At 61.8% G+C, this 18,350-nt stretch carries 13 protein-coding genes; 1 reads left to right on the top strand and 12 read right to left on the bottom strand.

Annotated features, from left to right (window positions below):
* Positions 1 to 355 precede the first annotated feature (355 nt).
* From GV829_RS06645 to GV829_RS06630, 4 genes are all read right to left on the bottom strand, one after another.
* Positions 356 to 1,945: a GMC family oxidoreductase gene (locus tag GV829_RS06645; protein ID WP_169945120.1), complete on the bottom strand. Its 1,590-nt coding sequence runs from the start codon at positions 1,943 to 1,945 to the stop codon at positions 356 to 358.
* An 85-nt stretch (positions 1,946 to 2,030) separates the two neighbouring features.
* Entirely contained in the window at positions 2,031 to 2,936 is a 906-nt protein-coding gene (locus tag GV829_RS06640; protein ID WP_169945118.1) for a sterol desaturase family protein, read from the bottom strand.
* Positions 2,936 to 3,373: a hypothetical protein gene (locus tag GV829_RS06635; protein ID WP_169945116.1), complete on the bottom strand. Its 438-nt coding sequence runs from the start codon at positions 3,371 to 3,373 to the stop codon at positions 2,936 to 2,938. The genes GV829_RS06640 and GV829_RS06635 overlap by 1 nt, the downstream gene beginning before the upstream one ends.
* Complete coding sequence (locus GV829_RS06630) at positions 3,370 to 3,804, bottom strand: protein tyrosine phosphatase family protein (protein WP_169945114.1); 435 nt, start codon at positions 3,802 to 3,804, stop codon at positions 3,370 to 3,372. Before GV829_RS06630 ends, GV829_RS06635 begins: the two co-directional genes overlap by 4 nt.
* Before the next feature lie 118 nt (positions 3,805 to 3,922).
* On the opposite strand from GV829_RS06630, the gene GV829_RS06625 reads away from it, so the two are divergent.
* Positions 3,923 to 4,813 carry a glycosyltransferase family 2 protein gene (locus tag GV829_RS06625; protein WP_281356191.1) on the top strand — a complete coding sequence of 297 codons (891 nt, stop codon included), beginning with the start codon at positions 3,923 to 3,925 and terminating at the stop codon, positions 4,811 to 4,813.
* A gap of 16 nt (positions 4,814 to 4,829) precedes the next feature.
* On the opposite strand, the gene recQ is transcribed toward GV829_RS06625, so the two are convergent.
* From recQ to GV829_RS06585, 8 genes are all read right to left on the bottom strand, one after another.
* On the bottom strand, positions 4,830 to 6,620 hold the full coding sequence (gene recQ, locus GV829_RS06620) for a DNA helicase RecQ (RefSeq protein WP_169945110.1): 1,791 nt from the start codon (positions 6,618 to 6,620) through the stop codon (positions 4,830 to 4,832).
* Positions 6,617 to 8,443, bottom strand: a complete 1,827-nt coding sequence (locus GV829_RS06615) for an ABCB family ABC transporter ATP-binding protein/permease (protein ID WP_169945108.1) — start codon at positions 8,441 to 8,443, stop codon at positions 6,617 to 6,619. Before GV829_RS06615 ends, recQ begins: the two co-directional genes overlap by 4 nt.
* A gap of 53 nt (positions 8,444 to 8,496) precedes the next feature.
* Positions 8,497 to 8,883, bottom strand: a complete 387-nt coding sequence (locus GV829_RS06610) for a hypothetical protein (protein ID WP_169945106.1) — start codon at positions 8,881 to 8,883, stop codon at positions 8,497 to 8,499.
* 230 nt (positions 8,884 to 9,113) lie between these two features.
* Positions 9,114 to 9,413, bottom strand: a complete 300-nt coding sequence (locus GV829_RS06605; protein WP_169945104.1) for a hypothetical protein — start codon at positions 9,411 to 9,413, stop codon at positions 9,114 to 9,116.
* A gap of 38 nt (positions 9,414 to 9,451) precedes the next feature.
* A complete protein-coding gene (locus GV829_RS06600) occupies positions 9,452 to 12,370 on the bottom strand; it encodes a M16 family metallopeptidase (RefSeq protein WP_246203094.1) in 2,919 nt (972 codons plus the stop codon).
* A gap of 182 nt (positions 12,371 to 12,552) precedes the next feature.
* The gene (locus GV829_RS06595) at positions 12,553 to 14,739 is read right to left on the bottom strand and encodes an acylase (protein ID WP_169945099.1); all 2,187 of its coding nucleotides are present in this window, start codon (positions 14,737 to 14,739) and stop codon (positions 12,553 to 12,555) included.
* Between the two features lie 102 nt (positions 14,740 to 14,841).
* The gene (locus GV829_RS06590) at positions 14,842 to 15,930 is read right to left on the bottom strand and encodes an alkaline phosphatase D family protein (RefSeq protein WP_169945097.1); all 1,089 of its coding nucleotides are present in this window, start codon (positions 15,928 to 15,930) and stop codon (positions 14,842 to 14,844) included.
* 2 nt (positions 15,931 to 15,932) lie between these two features.
* Positions 15,933 to 18,203, bottom strand: coding sequence for a TonB-dependent receptor domain-containing protein (locus tag GV829_RS06585; protein ID WP_169945095.1), 2,271 nt, complete (start codon positions 18,201 to 18,203; stop codon positions 15,933 to 15,935).
* Positions 18,204 to 18,350 lie beyond the last annotated feature (147 nt).

Here is an 18,350-nt window from a genome sequence, read left to right as displayed (position 1 = left end):
CGAAGCGCGCCATAAGATCATCACGAGTTTCGGGAGGGGAGAGCCCGGAAGGCTGGGTCGGAGAGCGTCATGCGCCTCCGGCCCGTTTTTTTGTCCGTGATCCGGGTGAGCGGCAGCCAATCAAATGCCCAAAATCCCGATATTCCGCCATTTGCTGCACGTGCGAAAAGGACGTTCTGGGCGGAATTGCCGACATAATATGTCGGATCAGGAGCCCGGATCAGCCGAATCTACTCCGCGGGTCTGAGGGCTGATTCGCCACAGTGACCAGCACGACAGACCTCATCCCGAGCGATTCCCGGGAGCGGAATCGGCGGACAGACGGCGGTGAAACGGGGACCAGGACGCCCTGCTGTCAGGCCCGCAGGGCCATCTTCACAAAATCGGCAGCGCGTTCACCGATCATGATGCTGGGGGCATTGGTGTTGCCACTGACAAGCCGTGGCATGATGCTGGCATCGGCAATCCACAGTCCCTCGAGACCGCGAACCTTGAGCGTCGGATCAACCACCGCGCCATCGTCACTGCCCATGCGGCAGGTGCCGACCGGGTGATAGACAGTGTCGGCGCGGCTGCGGATTTCATGATCAAGCGCAGCATCATCCCGCATGTCGACGGGATGGCGATTGACCGGATTATAGTCGCTGAGCGGCGGCGACGTCATGATCCGATCGAGGAACCGCACCCCGGCACGCATAACCGCAAGATCGCGTTCGTCACTGAAAAAGGCCGGGTCAATCAGCGGCGCGGCCGCGGGGTCACTGCTGCGCAGGCGGACAGTGCCCCGGCTTTCGGGACGCAGCACACAGGTGTGGCAGCTGTAGCCATGGCCCTTCACCTTTTCCCGGCCATGATCCTCCAGCATCGCCGGGACGAAATGATATTGGACATCGGGTGCCGGTGCGTCGGATGTGGTGCGCCAGAAACCGCCGGCTTCGGCATAGGGCGTCGTCATGATGCCGGTGCGGCGAAAACGATGTTCGATGATCGCCTTTGCCATGCGGAAAGTGCCGGCGAGGGAGTCGCCAATCGCATCCTTTGACTCGGTCTGATAGCTGACCACATAGTCGATATGGTCCTGGAGATTTTCGCCGACGCCAGGCAAATCGACCAGCGGTGAGACGCCGACCGAAGCGAGATGCGCCGCCGGACCGAGGCCAGAGAGCATCATCAATTGCGGCGTGTTGAACGCACCGGCCGCAAGGATCACACCGGCGCGGGCGCGCAGGACCTGTGTGTCGCGACCGCGGCGGACGACAACGCCCGTCACCCTGCCCTGTTCGATCAGCAAGCGGTCCACCGATACCCCGGTGCGGACGGTGAAATTGGGCCGCGAGCGTGCCGGGTCGACATAAGCGCGTGAGGCTGACCAGCGTTCCCCGTTGCGCTGGGTGGTCTGGTAAAGACCGAAACCATCCTGCGTGGCGCCGTTGAAATCGGCATTGTGTGGCAGTTGCAGCGAGGCAGCGCTTTCGATGAAGCGGTTGCTGGTGGGGTTCGACCAATGCTGATCGCTGACACTCAGCGGGCCATCACCGCCATGATACTCGTCAGCGCCACGGCAATTGCCTTCAGACCGCTTGAAGTAAGGCAGCACATCATCATAGCTCCAGCCGGACGCGCCCAGGCTGGCCCACTGGTCATAATCAAAGCGGTTGCCCCGCACATAAAGCATGGCGTTTATCGCCGAGGAACCGCCGAGCCCCTTGCCGCGCGGTTGATAGCCGGTGCGGCCATTGAGTCCGGGTTGCGGCACGGTTTCGTAGCGCCAGTTCGATTTTTCGCCGATGAACGGCATGAGCCCCGGCGTCTTGACCGTGACCTTGTTATTGTCTCCACCAGCTTCGAGAAGGCAGACGCTGAGCGCGGGATCTTCCGACAGGCGACCAGCGACGGCACTGCCGCCCGAACCGCCACCGACGACGATGATGTCAAACTGATCCACGCTTCACTCTCCCGGTCTGCCGCTTCAGCGGTCACTCGCCGCTTACATGGATGTCATTAGCGAGGAGTGCAAGCCGGGAGATGCGTCAATCCTGTTGGCCCGGAGCCGGTGGCTGCCGCTCCTGCCAGCGGGCCTTTATGCTGTCGCTGGTGTCGCGGCTGCCATCATGGCTCCAGCCGGGGGGCATGACGATGTAGCCGAGTTTGGCGCGCCATGGCGCCGACCAGACATCGCGGGCGATGCCAACCCATTCGTGGAAGGCCGCCCACAGGATGTTGAAACTTCCCAGCTGCTTGATGATGCCATAACGGACAGGGTCATCATCCCGCTCGGGCGTGAAGGTGCCGAACAGGCGGTCCCAGATGATGAAGACGCCGGCATAGTTGGTGTCGAGATAGCGCGGATTGACGCCGTGATGGACGCGGTGATGCGACGGTGTGTTCATCACCGCCTCTACCCAGCGGGGCAGGCGGCGGATCGCTTCGGTGTGGATCCAGAACTGGTAGATGAGGTTGAGCCCGGCGCAGAAGAAGACCATCGCCGGTTCAAAGCCGATAAGGAACAGCGGCAGGCGAAAGACGAAAGCGAGGCTGAAAAAGCCGGTCCATGTCTGTCTGAGGGCGGTCGACAGATTGTAATGCTGGCTGCTGTGGTGGATGACATGGCTGGCCCAGAACCAGCGAACGCGATGCGCGGTGCGGTGGAACCAGTAATAGGCGAGGTCATCGAGCACAAAGCAGGCAGCCCAGGCCCACCACTGCCAACCGATATTGAAGATGGCATGGCGGCTGACGGCAAAGGCCAGCGCTACGACGACCGCTCCTGTGGCGAGGCCGGCGACAGTGCTGCCGAGACCCAGGCCGAGCGAGGTAAGCGTATCGCGCGGTTCATAGGCGGAGCGGTCCCGACGGCGCGACAACCACATTTCAAACAGGACAAGCAGGACAAAGCCAGGGACGGCATAGTCGATGGGGTTGGGCAGGGTGGGCATCAGGCAAGGGTCCGCATGCGGCTGGCGATAACGCCGGCCTGATCACCGAAGTCGAGATCGACGCTGCCGAACGTGGGTTCGCTGCTGACGAGGTGGAGGCGGTTGCGGTCAAGCCGGGTCGTGAAGCTACGGTCCAGTCGGCGGGCGACATAGCGGTTGCCGTGGATGCGCACCAGCATCATGGACCCGGCGGCATTGCGGACAATCGCGCCATAGCCGGCGGCGTCGACATCGGCGGCGACACCGCCAAAGCCGCACTCGGCCTCTTCGGCGAGACGGATGGCGTGGTCTTCATCGCGGATGCGGCGATACTCTGTGCCCAAACCCATCCACCGCGCGGTCCGGGCGAGCAGCAGGATGGCGATCAGCGAACCGATCAGCGGCAGCAGTTCGGGCGCGAGTGCCAGTAACCGGGGGAAAAACGCGTCGAGGCTCATTGCGCTCCCGCAGCCAGCGCATCCAGCGTCGGCCGGATCCCAGAGAGATCATAGCCGCCGGCCGCCGCCTTGGCGCAAAGATCATCCACATTGTCACCAAGCCGGGCACGGGTCAGCGCCCACAGGTTTGTCGAGCGGGTACCGGAGCGGCAATAGGCAAGGATGGTGCCATCTCCCGCCTGCTCCATCGCCGCGGCGAGCGCGTCAATCTGTGGATGGCTGAAGCCGGCATGGGTCACTGGTATGGCAACATAGGCAATGCCATGCGCCGCGGCGGCGGCGGCAATATCCTCCCCCTGAGGGGCGCCGGGTTCCTCACCATCGGGGCGGTTGTTGACAATGAGTGTCACCCCCAGTGTGGCGGCGGCGGCGACATCGTCCACACTGATCTGCGGCGCGGCGAGGAAATGCGTATCGATCGTTCGGAACATCGGAATGCGATCCCTTCAAAGTGACGATGTCCTTAAGTGAGACTCGGAATTTACGGAATAGACAATCGTCCATGCTATGAAGGGCACAGAGGGGATATCGCTAGACTGAGGACCGGACATGCCCTGGCGGCCAAGCGTTTCGATCGTCATGCCCGTTTACAACGGCCAGACCTATTTGAAGTCAGCCATCAATTCCGTTTTGCGTCAGAGTTTTACCGACTTTGAGCTGATCTGTGTTGATGATGGATCGACAGACCGTTCACCCCGCATCCTGGCCGCGATGGCCAAGCGCGATTGCCGAATCCGAATCGTCACCCAGCCGAATGCAGGATTGCCGGCAGCCCTTAACCGAGGTTTTGCCGAAGCCGTCGGTCATCTGCACAGCTGGACCAGCGACGACAACATGCTGCGCCCGAACATGCTGGCTACGCTGGTCGAGGCGCTGAAGTCCAAGCCGGACAGCGACATTGTCTATGCCGGTTATACGGTGATTGATGCCCAGGGCCGCTTCATCCGCTATCAGCCCCCGGCCAATCCCGAGGAGAGGCTGTTCACCAATCCTGTCGGCGCCGCCTTCCTGTACCGGCGCGAGGTCACCCGGGCACTGGGCGGCTATGACGAGACGCTGAGCGGGGCGGAAGACTATGACTTCTGGCTGCGGGCTGCGCGGCAGTTCACCATGACCCCGGTCCATCAGGATCTGTACCTCTACCGTCGCCATGCCGCGAGCATGACCGACACGCGCATGAAGCGCATCAAGAGTCTGGTCGCGCGGCTGATCCTGAGGGAAACCCAGTTGATTGGTGAGCCTGAGTTGCGCGCGCGCGCGCTGATGGTGCAATTGCGCGCCGATACGCTTACCTTCCGGTGCAAGCTGTTGCAGGAAGCGTGGAAAGCGCACCGGATGACAGTTGTACGGCAGTTGCCACAGCTGAGCTATCATATCGCCCGAACGGTCAAGCACCGCATCAGACCAGGGCATAAGCTGAAAGCCGGGCGCCAGTCGTAGCCGCAAAGAAGGCAGGTCAGCCGGCCTGCCGTATGACCGTCAGGAAGGCGTCGCCATAGGCCTCCAGCTTGCGCGCGCCAACGCCCGGGAGTTCGCCCAAGGCGGAGAGGGTCTGCGGCTTGAGGCCGGCCATGTCGCGCAACACGCTGTCGTGGAAGATGACATAGGGTGGCACCCCAATCTCCTCAGCCAGCTCGCGGCGGCGGGCGCGCAAGGCCTCGAACAGCGGATTGCCGACCGGATTGGGCGTGGCGCCCGCCGCGCTGCCGCGACGGCGCCGTTCGCGTTTGGGCTGGATCGCCAGCAGAACGGGTGCCTCCCCCTTTAGCACCGGTCGGGCGGCAGGCCCGAATGCCAAGCCCTTATGCTCGGTTTCGGCCAGCACATCCTGTGCCATCAGGGTGCGGACAAGGGGGCGGAGCAGCGGTGCCTCCGCGGCGTTGACAATGCCATGGACCGAGAGGCGGTCATGGCCACGATCCCGCACCCTGGCATCATCGGCGCCGGTCAAAACATTGACGATGTGGCCGATGCCGTAATTTTGACCCGTGCGATAGACGGCGGACAGCAGCTTTTGTGCCAGGACCGAGGCGTCGATGCGTTGCGGAGGGTTGAGGCAATTGTCGCAGTTGCCGCACTCAGCGGGCGGGCTTTCGCCAAAGTGGCGGAGCAGGATGGCGCGACGGCAGCCGGGCGATTCCACCAGCGCGGCGAGGGCGTTGAGCCTTGCCCGGTCCCCGGCGCGGCGTTCCTCCGGCACTTCGGAAAGGCGCTGCCGGGCGCGGGAGAAATCCTCCGCGCCCCAGAACATGATGGCCTCTGACGGATCACCGTCCCGCCCCGCGCGCCCGGTTTCCTGATAATAGGCCTCGATCGATTTGGGCAGGCCGGCATGGGCGACAAAGCGCACGTCGGGCTTGTCGATGCCCATGCCAAAGGCGATGGTGGCGACCATCACCATGTCTTCGGAGGCAACAAAGGCAGCCTGATTGGCGGCACGCTGTTCCGGGGTAAGGCCGGCGTGGTAGATGCGCACCGGGCGGCCCGAGCGGGCGAGCGAGGCCGCAAGCCGTTCGGTGCCATCGCGGGTCTGGGCATAGATGATGCCGGGGCCGGGAATGCGGGCGACGACATCGGCAATCTGCTGGGTCATCCCCTGACGGGGATGGATAGTGTATTGGATGTTGGGTCGATCAAACCCGGCTACGATCAGGCCGTCCTGCGCTATGCCGAGCTGGGTCAGCACATCGGCGCGGGTGTGCGCATCCGCCGTTGCCGTCAGTGCGAGGCGCGGCGTGTCGGGGAAATGATCGAGCAGCGGCCGCAACAGGCGGTAATCGGGCCGGAAATCATGCCCCCATTCGCTGACGCAATGCGCCTCATCAATGGCGAACAGGGCGAGTTGCACCTGGGCGATGAGATCGCGGAAGCCGGGTTGCGAGGCGCGTTCGGGCGCAACGTAGAGCAAGTCAAGCTCCCCCGCGAGCAGCCGGTCGACCGTCTCCGCCCGGTTGGTATCGACACTGGTCAATGTGGCGGCGCGGATGCCGACCGCTTCAGCGCTGCGCAACTGATCATGCATCAGCGCGATCAGCGGCGAGATGACGACGACGGTGCCGGGCAAGGTGACTGCCGGCAACTGATAGGTCAGCGACTTGCCCGCGCCCGTCGGCATGACAGCGAGCGTATGCCGCCCGGCGAGCACGCGGTCGACCACAGCCTGCTGCATCCCGCGAAAGGCGGGGAAACCAAAGACGCGGTGCAATGTTTCATGGGGATCGGCAACGCCGGTTTGGGCTATCGTCATGCAGGATCCACCGTCTCACCCTGCTCAACCGCCTGACGTGCCCACATTTCGGCGTAGAGGCCGCCTTTTGCCAGCAGCTCTTCATGCGTGCCGATTTCGCGCACTTCGCCGCCATCGAGCACGAGGATCTGATCCGCCCCGGCGATGGTCGAGAGCCGGTGGGCGATGGTGATGGTGGTGCGGGTGGCGGCGATGCTTTCGAGCGTGTCGAGGATTTCGGTCTCGGTGCGGCTATCGAGCGCGCTGGTCGCCTCATCAAGGATCAGCAATGGCGGATTTTTGAGCAGGGTGCGGGCTATGGCGACGCGCTGCTTTTCCCCTCCGGAGAGTTTCAGGCCGCGTTCGCCGACTTCGCTGGCATAGCCTTCGGGCAGGCTTTCGATGAAGCTGCCGATGGCGGCACCATGGGCGGCGGCGCGGACGGCAGCCTCATCCGCCCCTTCGCGGCCATAGGCGATATTGTAACCGATCGTGTCGTTGAACAGCACCGTGTCCTGCGGAACGATGCCGATGGCTGCACGCAGGCTGGACTGGGTGACGGTGCGGATATCCTGACCGTCGATCAGGATGCGGCCCGACGAGACATCAAAGAAGCGGAACAACAGCCGGGCGATGGTCGATTTGCCCGAACCCGAGGGACCGACGATGGCAAGGGTGCCGCCGGAGGGCACACGGAAACTGACGCCCTTGAGGATTTCCCGCTCTGGATCATAGGCAAAGCGGACATCATCGAAGACCAGTTCGGCCCCGCGCACGGCAAGCGGGCGTGCGTCGGGCGCGTCAGCGATTTCGGCCTGTGTATCGATCAGGCGGAACATGGCGCTCATGTCGATCAGCCCCTGACGGATGGTACGGTAGACCATGCCGAGCATGTCGAGCGGGCGGAACAGCTGGGCCAGCAGCGTGTTGACCAGTACTACATCGCCGGTCGAAAATTGACCGCGCGACCAGCCCCAGACGGTATAGGCCATGGCGCCGGCCATCATCACATTGGTGATCAAGGATTGGCCAATGTTGAGCCAGGCGAGCGAGTTTTCCGATTTGACCGCGGCGTCGGCATAGCGGCGGACGGCCGCGGAATAGCGAGCCACCTCTCGCTCTTCGGCGCCGAAATATTTCACCGTCTCATAATTCAGCAGGCTGTCGACCGAACGACCGATGGTCAGCGTGTCGAGATCATTCATCCGGACGCGCAGGGCATTGCGCCAGTCGGTGACCTTGCGGGTGAAGATAAGATAGGCGCCGACCATGGCGGCTGTGGCCAATGACAGCCCCCAACTGAATTTGAGCGTGAAGATGACCAGCACCGCAGCGAGTTCGATGACGGTCGGGGCGATGTTGAAGAGCATGAAGTAAAGCATCACATCGATGCTCTTTGTGCCCCGTTCGATGATCTTTGTGACTTCCCCGGTGCGGCGGGAGAGGTGGAAACGCAGGCTGAGCCGGTGCAGATGGGCAAAGACCGTCTCCGCAAGATGACGCGTGGCGTTTTGCCCGACCCTTTCGAACACCGTATTGCGGAGATTGTCGAACAACACTCCACCAAAGCGGGCGCCCGCATAGGCCACAACCAAACCGATAGCGAGGGCGACCGACGGCTCCATGCCGGGCTGCATCCGGTTGATGGCCGCCGCGTAGAGAAAGCCCATCGACAGCTGAACCGCCTTGGAGGCGAGCACCAGCATGCCTGCACCGACTATGCGCAACCGCTGGCGCGGCTCACCCTTGGGCCAGAGATAGGGAAGAAACCGGCGCAGCGTCTCCATCGCCGGAGGATCGGCGCTGGGCAGCGTCGCGGAAGTTGAGGGGTGATCCGGCGGCATCCGGGCCAGATAGGCTGTCCCGGCGCGCAAAGAAAGGCCGGAACGCAGGATGATCAGGGAAGATCAACGATGACCATGCGACAGGAGCCATTCACCAGTTGATCCCGATCAATCAGGCAGGGCCGAGCGACCGGGAGGGACAACTCCGGCGGCGTGATCGTTGCAGGCTGGCCCTGCCGCATGATCGTGACCTGTCCCCGTTGCAGCCGGACGGCATGGGGCAGGACCACCACCCGGGCAAGGGCGTGGGCTGCCATGGTTTGCCCGCTCGCCGGATGAGCGGGGAGAATGACCAGAAGCGATCCGGCCAGCAGGGACAGCAAGGGGGTAATGCCGACCCGGCGCAGGATGAGGCGTGCCATGGCGCCGGGTCGGGCGGCCGCATCAGGGGACAGGCCGGTTGGCAAAGCGGATAGGGCGCGGCCAGTATCGGTCTGCACCCTATCACAACCATGGTCAGACACAGTTCGGCGGCCCGTGACTGCGCACCGGTCATGCGCCGCCCCGGCCGCAGGGAGGGACCTCCACTGCTGCACCTTGCTTGCTCCTTTCCCGTCCCCCGAGACAGGACAAGCAAAAGAACGGCTGTTGGCGCGGCCGGTTTAGAAAAAAAAGCGCCGCCCCCGACAATGCGGAAGCGGCGCCTTTCAAACTGGTCTTGGCGGGTGCTTCAGGCCTGCTTGGTGCCGGTCATAGCCATATTGCCAAAGGCCCCGGCATTGACCGAACCGGTCAGCGTGTCACCGTCAATCGTGGCGGTGCCCTTGAGTGTCATCGGCATCGGCACCTTCATTTCCATTTTCCAGGTGAGGGTGTTGCCGTCAATCTGACCTTCCTCGATATCCATCGAACCCATGGCACCGGCGTTGACGCCGGTGAAGGTGTTGCCATTGGTCGTCAGGGTAAGGACCGACTTCTGGTCGCCCATCGGGGTCTTGGTAATGCAGTCCCACTTGCCATCAATCGACATGTTCTAGTCCTCTCCAAAGCGTAGTTGATGAATGCTGCTTATTGTCCACCCAGCGTTGCCGGATCGACAGTCTCCACCGGAAGACCGAGACCGGCCAGCTGGGGCTGAACGACAGTGGCATCGCCCACGACAATATAGACGAAACGCGCAGGATCAACCTGCGCGCGCAACGCAGAGTCAAGATCGGCGGGCGTCATGGCCCGATAGCGGGCTGCCAGCTGTTCATAATAATCATCGGGGCGACCCAGCTGGACGATCGCCTGAATGCCGCCAAGCACCGAACCGGCCGTTTCAAATTCGCCCGGCAATTCGCGGATGCTGCCATTGACCGTGCGTGCCAACTCTTCGCTGCTGACGCCGCGATCGGTCAGAAAGGCGCTTACATCCGACTGAATTTCACGGATCGTATCAGCAGTCCGGTCCGCCTGAACCGGCGCGATCACGCGAAAGCTGACCCTGTCTTCCTGGCCACCGATGGCGCTGCGCGAGCCATAGGACCAACCCTTGGTCTCGCGCAGGTTCATGTTGATACGTGACAGGAAGTTACCGCCCAGCACATCATTGGCCGCGCGCAGGGCAAGCAGATCGTCACGGCCGCGCACGCCGAGCACCTGGGCGGCGATCACCACCGACTGCGGCGAATTGGGACGATTGACGAACAGGATACGCGGGGTCTGTTCAGGGATTGGGACGTTAAAGTCCCGCGAACCAGCGGGCACTGCCGGCGCACGCCAATCACCGAAGCTGCGGTTCAGTTGCCGCACAACCTGGCGCAGCGAAGTATCGCCCACCACATAGATGGTGGCGTTGTCCGGCCTGATCCAGCGTTGGTGAAAGCTGACGAGATCGTCGCGGGTGATAGCGCGCACGGTTGACACGGTGCCCGAACCCGCGATCGCCCCATAAGGGTGATTGGGCCCATAGAGGGTCGGGGCTGTCACCCGCCCGGCAAGGCCATTGGGGCTGTTCAGTTCCTGGGCGATCCCCGCCAATTGACGGGTGCGCAACCTTTCTATCTCGGTTGGCGCAAAGGCGGGGTTGCGTACAACATCAGCCAGCAAATCAAGCGCCGGACCAAGATTGGTCGACAGTGTATAGAGGCCAACGTTGGTCCGATCACTGTCAAAGCTGGTCGATATATTGGCACCAATCCGTTCCTGGGCCTCCGCCAGCGCCCGTGAATCGCGGCTGGTCGTACCCTCTTCCATCAGATTGAGCATCAGCGTCTGCGTACCCATGCGATCACGAGGATCGGCCGCGGCGCCTGCATCAAAGCTGACCAGAGCCCTGATCACGGGAACCGCGGAACGGCGAGCAAAAAAGACGCGAATGCCGTTGCGCAGCGTGGCCCGTTCAATCTCCGGAAAGTCCAGATCGCCGATAGGGCGAAGGTCGGGCATAGCGATGGCCGGACGCGCAGGTGCCGGGTCGGCCGCCGGTTGCGCAGGCGGCGCCACAGGTTCAGGCGCGGGCTGGGTGCTAAAGCGCAACAGTCCGCCGGGCGATGCCATCAGACGTTCGGTCGCGCTGGTCGGTGCACGATAATAGTTGCCGCTGACGGCAGCGGCGACCGCCGCATCCGCCCCGACGGCAGCACCGCCACGCCCATCACCGCTGTCAGTGCGAGGACCGGGGCGATAGGTCAGTGAAAAGACAGGACGCGAAAGCCAGCGCTGGGCGGTTGCCCTGATGCTTTCCGGCGTCGAGGCAGCGAAACGCTGAATTTGGGTGCGGAAAAAGGCTGGATCGCCAGTGTAAAGCTGACCCTGAGCCAAGGCGACAGCCTTGCCGCCAAAACCGCCAACCGATTCCAGTCCATCCACTTCGCCAGACAGGCCCGACATCACAGCCCGCTGCACTTCGTCAGCCGTGGGACCTTCGGTGAGGAACTGGTTGGTGATTTCATCCAGCCGCCGACTGACCAGCGCCGGGTCAACACCCGGCTTGACGTCTGCTGAGATGATGAACAGGCCCATGTCCTCAAAAGGCTGGGAACCGGCCGAAACGCTGAGAGCAATCTGTTCGTCACGCACCAGCGCATTATCGAGCCGGGACGAGGACAAACCGCCGAGAATCGATGCCGCCGCTTCGAGGGTGGGCGAATCTTCACTGGTCCAGCCCGGTACCGCCCACATGCGGAAAATGCGCGTCGTGGCAATCTGGTCAGTCACTTCCCGGGCCAACGGGGCTGGCAGCGTCGGCACTTCGATTGGCCGTTCGACCACATCGGGACCGCGCGGGATGCCGCCGAACCAACGCTCCACCATCGGACGGGCGGTAGCGGCATCTATGTCACCCGCCAGGACAAGGACGGCATTGTTGGGCCCATAATTGTTGCGGAACCAGCTGTGCACCGTTTCCAGACTGGCGGCATTGAGATCGGCCATCGAGCCAATTGTGCTGTGATGATAGGGGTGGCCGCGCGGGGTCAGATTTTCAAAGATGTAGTAGCGCAGCAAACCAAAGGGCTGATTGTCGCCCTGACGCTTTTCGTTCTGGACAACGCCCCGCTGATTATCGAGCTTTTCCTGCGTTACCGCGCCGAGCAGATGACCCATGCGGTCGGCTTCAAGGAACAGGGCCCTGTCCAGCGCACCGGTCGGGACAGTCTGGAAATAATTGGTGCGGTCAGGATTGGTGGTGCCATTGGTATCGGTGGCGCCCATATCCTGAAGATAGGTGAAGATGTCTCCCGGCGCATTCTCGCTGCCATTGAACATGAGATGTTCGAACAGGTGCGCGAAGCCTGTGCTGCCGGCCGGCTCGTCTTTGGATCCCACATCATACCAGACCGACACGGCGACAACCGGCGCCTTGCGGTCAGTATGGACGATGACCGTCAGGCCATTGTCGAGCGTGAAGCGCTCGTATGGAATATTGATCCTTTCGACCAGCGCCGCAGTGGCCGCCGCAGTCGAACGATCCTGTGCCGTGGCCGTCGACACCGAGGTGAGCATGGTAGTTGAAGCCAGGGCAAGCAGAGACAGGCGGAGAGCGACAAGACGCATAGAGGCAGATCCCTTATATTCTGGGTCAGGGCGCGCACGGACCGGGGGGAAGGCGCAGCCATAGGAAGGGTTTATGACGGCACAGCCGCACTTGGCAAGCGCGACCCGTTGCAACAGCAACAAATTGCCGCTCAAGGTCTATAGAAGCGTGGACCGGTGGCCAGAAAGGCGGCCCGGTCGAACAGCACCGGTTTCAAGCGATGCTGGACGAACAAGCGGGCCTGATCAGTGTGGTGAGGCGAATTGACGCGGGTGGTGGCAGCGCCGAACGGCTGGATGGATTCGCTGCGCAAGGTCCCGTCGCGATCCCACCGGACAAACATCAGGAAGCTGTCGCCGTGACGGACCGACAGCCGGCCGTCATCGTCAACATCCCACAGGGTCGAGGCCCGGATGGTGTCATTGCCGCCGTCGAGCGGGAGATCGACGCGGGTCGCGCCCTCCCCCTGACGTAACCGGAGGACGTTGCCGAGCGGCGGATCAAGCGTGCCAAAGTGGCGCTGGAGGTGCGATGCCGATTCAGCGAGGATGGCCAGCGCATCCGGGACTTCGCCATTGCGCAGATAATGGGCGCGGTTCGCAGGACGGAGCACCATCAAGGCGAGTGCGTCACCCTGCCCTAGGCCATCCAGTGTCCAGTCCCATCGCGCCAGAATGGCCTGGGCCTGCCGCAATTGCGGATCGTCAGTCCGCAAGGCGAGCAGGCGATTGATGAAGGCACCGGCATAACCCGCGCGTTCATAGCCGGTATCGAACTTGATGCGCTTGAGGCCTGCCTCGTCAATCAGTCCGGCGGCTTCAAACAGCGCGATGGAACGCAGCGACCGGTTGGTTTCGTCAAGCTCCACACCCATGCGTGGGTCAAATGCGGCCGGGTCCAGTTCGTCTCCCGGCCCGGCAGCAGTAAACGGTGTGTTGTTGGCATTCATGACGTAGCCGGACCCCGGATTGACCAGTTGCGGCAGTCGGTCAAACGCCAAGGTGCGGGTCCACAGGTTGCGGCTACTGTCTCCGGGCAGAACCGTCCGCCAGTCATGGCCGGCCGGGCGATCCGGAATCATGGCGTTGTAGAAAAGGCCGATATTCCCTTCCCGGTCGGCGTAGATGAAATTGGTCGCCGGTACGCCCTGCCCGCTCATGGCGGTGCGCCACTCATCAAAACTCTGGGCTTTCTGGATGCGGTAATATTGGGTGACCATGTCAATCTGGTCGATGCCGGCATAACGGATGGCAAAGGCGCCCTCGTCGTTGATGATCACCGGGCCATGGACCGAGCGATAGACTGTGCGGGGTACAGGCAGGGTGAACGGTCCGAATTTCACGCGAAGCCAGACGCGTTTGCTTTCCAGATCACGCCATTGCCCGTCGAAGCGATAGCGGGAGCCGCTGTCATCAATAGTCAGCCGGTAGATATCGATCAGATCGGGCCGGTTGACGGTGTTGGTCCAGCCAAGGTTCCGGTTGTGGCCCAGAAAAGGATAGGGCGAACCGGGGAAGTTTGCGCCGGCAAAGTCCCAACCCTGATTGGAGTGGACGACCAACTCATACCAAGCAACACCCCCGCGCCAGGGCTGATGCGAATTGGACACGAGCCAAGTCGACCCATCGGTCGTGCGCGAAGGTGCGACTGCATAGGCGTTTGAACCATTGGCCTGCTCCCGGTTGCCGAACAGGGTTTGATCAAAAAAGGTCGACGCTGCAGTTTTGGACGTGGGCGCCGGAAAACCGGGAATGGCGGGACCGCCTTCACGCGGGAGCGGCTTACCTTCCACCAAACTGCCAAGCACGCCATCGAGCCCAAAGAAAAAGGGCGAGCGAATCACAAAGCCGGCAACCACATCCTGCGGCGTCACAGGGAAGAGGCCCGTCAGGCGCACTTCCTCAGGATGTTTATCGGCGTAGCGGTTGAGACCGGCGGCATAGGCGGTGAACAGCAACTTCACGTCAGCGGGCAGGCTGTCATATTGCCGATCGGTGGTACCGCGACCGTCGATGACATAGGCAGCGAAATCAACTTTTGCTCCGTCCTCACCCGTCATGGCGCCGAGGCGGCCGCGGGTCATGGCGAGCACCTCTTGCAGCGTCGAAAAGTCGTCCTCGGCATGAGCGTAGCCAACGCCATAGGCGACGTCGGCGTCGGTCTCGCCAAAGATGTGGGGCACGCCATAGCTGTCGCGAGCGATCCGAATGTCGGTGGGGGTATAAGCGACAGCGGCGGGTGCGCGGGCGGTCAGTGGTTCCCACACGGCGAGGCCGATGGCGGTGATGATGAGCAGCGCGAGGAGACTGAATCCGACGCGTTTGAACCAGCGGCGCATGGCCGTTTCTCCCCCGAAAGTGATACCCAGTCAGAGCGGGTATTTGCTGTTGGGGTCAGGCTATGCCGCCGGGGCTTGTGGCGCAAGCAAAAGCCCGCTGAATCAACGACCTGCCCCCTGCTTGAGGGCACTGAACGGGACCGCATGCTGGATCGCGATGCTGCCATCAAGCATCTGTACTTCCATGATAATTTTGGGGTCGATGCTGTCCCATTCGATTGTCAGGCGGCCGTAATTGGGTGCCAATGGAGCCTGCGCCATGCGATGACGATTGGGACCAAAAACCGGCCAGACTTCGGTCAGGCCGGACGAGGTCAGTTCAAAGAGCGGATATGGCATACGCTCCTCTAGCCGCGACAGTTCGGCATAATGGGTGTCACCCGAAATGATGACCAGATTGTCGACCGCAGCAAAATCGATCAGGTCCAGCAGCCGCTGGTGATCCGCCTGATAGTTGATCCACGCCTCATAACCCGGTGCGTCAGGAAGGACCTGGGTCGACGAGGCAAGAATGCGCAGATCAGCAGGCCGGCGCAGTTCGGTTTCAAGCCAGTCCCACTGCGCCTGACCGAGCATCGTCGCGTGCGGATCTGGGTTGACGACATAGCCGCCCTTGTCCTCAGGTTCGACACTATAGCCGAGCAAAGGCGTTCGGAAGGTGCGGTTGTCAGGCAGGATGACCTGAACCCGGCGCCCCTCTGGTCCGAACATGTAGCTGCCATAGATGCCGGGATGGCTGCGGCGTTCATGCCCGGCCGGCACACCCCAAAAATCGAGGAACAGCGCGGCGCTTTCCACCTTTTTGGGATATTCGCTGCCACCGTCATTGACGCCATAATCATGGTCGTCCCACGTCGCGATCACCATGCTCTGGCGGCGCAAAGTGCGAAAGCCGGGCTTGGCGGCGAGCATGTCATATTTGGCCCGCATGACAGCCATATCCTCGGTATCGCCGTAGATATTGTCACCAAGAAAGATGAACAGGTCAGGATGCCAGGCATTGACCACGTCCCAAATGGGCTGATCCTTATCCTGACGGGCACAGGAACCAAAAGCGATGCGGGTCAGTGCCCGCCCTTCGCCCGCAAGCGCGCGCCCCCCCGGCAGCGCCGCTGCCAAGGGGGTAGTGGCAAGGGCGGCACTGGCTGCCGCCCCTGCGATGACAGCGCGGCGCGAAACATCACGCCGCATGATCAGAAGCCGACCTTGATCGTGCCGAAGATCTGGCGCGGGGCGCCAGCGAGCAGGGTTTGATTGTCGCCGCGCGAACCAAAGCCGTTCGACCCGACGGTCCCCACATATTCTTCGTCGAACAGGTTGGTGACGTTCAACTGGAACTCGATCCGGTCGCTGAGGTGAACGCCCAACGTTGCATCGACGATCGTACGGGCGCCAACCGACCGGTCGTTTTCATAGTTGAAAAAGCGTTCCGACATATGGTTGGCACCGATCCGGCCAAACAGCAGATCCGAGTCATAGCTAAGCTCTGCACGGAGCATATGTTCGGGCGAGTCAACAACCCGCTTGCCATTGGTCGCGGCAATCAGGACGCCCGCAGCGTTCCGGACATCGTTGCGATAGGTCGCGTCATTGTAGGCATAAGAGGCATAAAGGCGGAAACCACCCCCAAGGCGTACTTCACCAGCCGCTTCAAATCCGACAGCACGCACCGAACCCACATTCTGGAGAACAGCGGGGTTGCCGACGATGCCGGCTCCGCTGGCAAAGCCGAGGAGACGGTTGCGAAAGTCGACATAATAGGCCGCCAGCACACCGTTGAACGCACCGCTATTGTAGCGGATGCCGGCTTCATAGGTATCCGATTCCTCGGGTTTCAATGTCGTGCGGATGGCATTGAAACCGGCCTGAGTCGTCGCGAAGGGTCCGGTTGTGCTCGCCGAAGCGAAAGCGCGGGTGACTTGGGTAAAGCCGCCGAAGAGTTCAGCATTGGCACCCAGTTCCAAGGCAAAGCCCACATGCGGCTGGAACCAGTCTTCGACCTTCACCGTGCCCGACGCGAGATTGCCGGCAACAACAGGCGTCGCGGTGTTGGTGACGCTGAAACCCTTCCAGCCGAGGTTGATCGTCAATGCACCGAGATCAATCTTGTCTTCGACATGATATTGGAGGGTCTCGGTGTTGAACTCATATTCCCACTGGGTGAAGAAGGGATTTTCCTGGAACTCCTGAAAGCTCCGTCCAATGTCCGTGCGGCTGGTCAGGCCGTAGAAGCGGCGAGCCTGACGAAAATCATTGTTCTCATACCATGCGCCCACGGTGAGTTCGGTCATGGCCAAGGGCAGGGTCAATGTACCGAAAATTCCGGTGCGATCCATGTCATATTCGGTCGTGCGGATGGAGTAAGGCACGCCCGACGGACTGGGCACATAGGGTGTTCCCCACAGGCCCTGCCCCTTGTTGTTGTGATAATAGCCACGGAGCAGGAAAGAACCATTGGAACCGATGTCGCCATGGGCGCCGACATAGGCGAGATGGTCCCGGCGAATACCGGCGGCATCCAGATAGGCGTCATCGACGCTGATGATGGCACCGGGATAGACCGTACCGGCAGCAGCGTTACTGACCGGTGCGCCAGTGTCACCACGGTTGTTGGCGATATCTGCAACGCGCAGTGCAAGATCATATTGATTGACGCCGAAATTGTCCCAGTCATAGCCCAGACGGCCAATCTGTTCGAGCGAGAGATCCTGATAATCCTGCTCCGCGCGGAAGGAGAAGCTGTACCATGCATCAAGATTGACGTTGTCAACTGGCACGACCAGTTTTGCGTTGACCTGGCGCTGGTTCTGCTCGCCGAAACCCTTCCATTTGTCGCTGTTGCCCAACAGACCAGAGACATAGCCCGATGCGCCATTGTCACTGCCGAAATCGGCCCGGACAAAGCCTCTGAGTGTTTCGTTGCTGCCATAGGTCAGATTGGTTTGCAGGGCGCTTTCCCCCAGCGGGTCCGACGAAAAGGTTTCAATCGTGCCGCCGAGGTTATTGGTCGCCTGCGTTCCGAGCGAACCTGCACCCTGTGACACGCGGACCGATCCGACATTGTCGGCGATGATCGCGCGGGAAATGTGCAGGCCATTGTGATTGCCGTAGCTGCCGTCACCAAGCGGCACGCCATCAAAATTGAAGCCGAGCTGATTCTGGTTGAAGCTGCGGATCGAAATGCGCTGCGACCATTCATAGGTGCCGAACGCATCGGCCGACTGAAAATTGACCCCCGGCAACATCTCAATCGCCTTAAGCGGGCTGGTGCCCGGCGCGAGGATGGTGACGTCCTGCGCGCTGATTTCCTGAACTTGCCGGGTTTCGCCGCGACCAAAAACGACAATGTCATCAGTGACGGCTTCAGCCATTTCGTCCGCCGGTATGGCAACGGCCTGGGAATAGGCGGGGACAGAGAAAGCTGCGCAGCTGGTCAGCAGCAAGGATGCGAACGACAATTTCATGTGGGAGACCCCCTGTCAGGTTCTGGAGTGAATCGACCGGGAGCGACCTGTTGGCGTCCGCCCGGTTGCGAGCGCACTAGGATCCGTATGTGACAGCCAGCCTGCCAAAGCCGCGACAGTTCGGTGGCCTGGCGATTACGTTTTGAA

The sequence above is a fragment of the Sphingomonas lacunae genome (genome assembly GCF_012979535.1).
In the GTDB taxonomy this organism is placed as follows: domain Bacteria; phylum Pseudomonadota; class Alphaproteobacteria; order Sphingomonadales; family Sphingomonadaceae; genus Sphingopyxis; species Sphingopyxis lacunae.
This window is presented reverse-complemented; position numbering and strand designations above follow the sequence as displayed.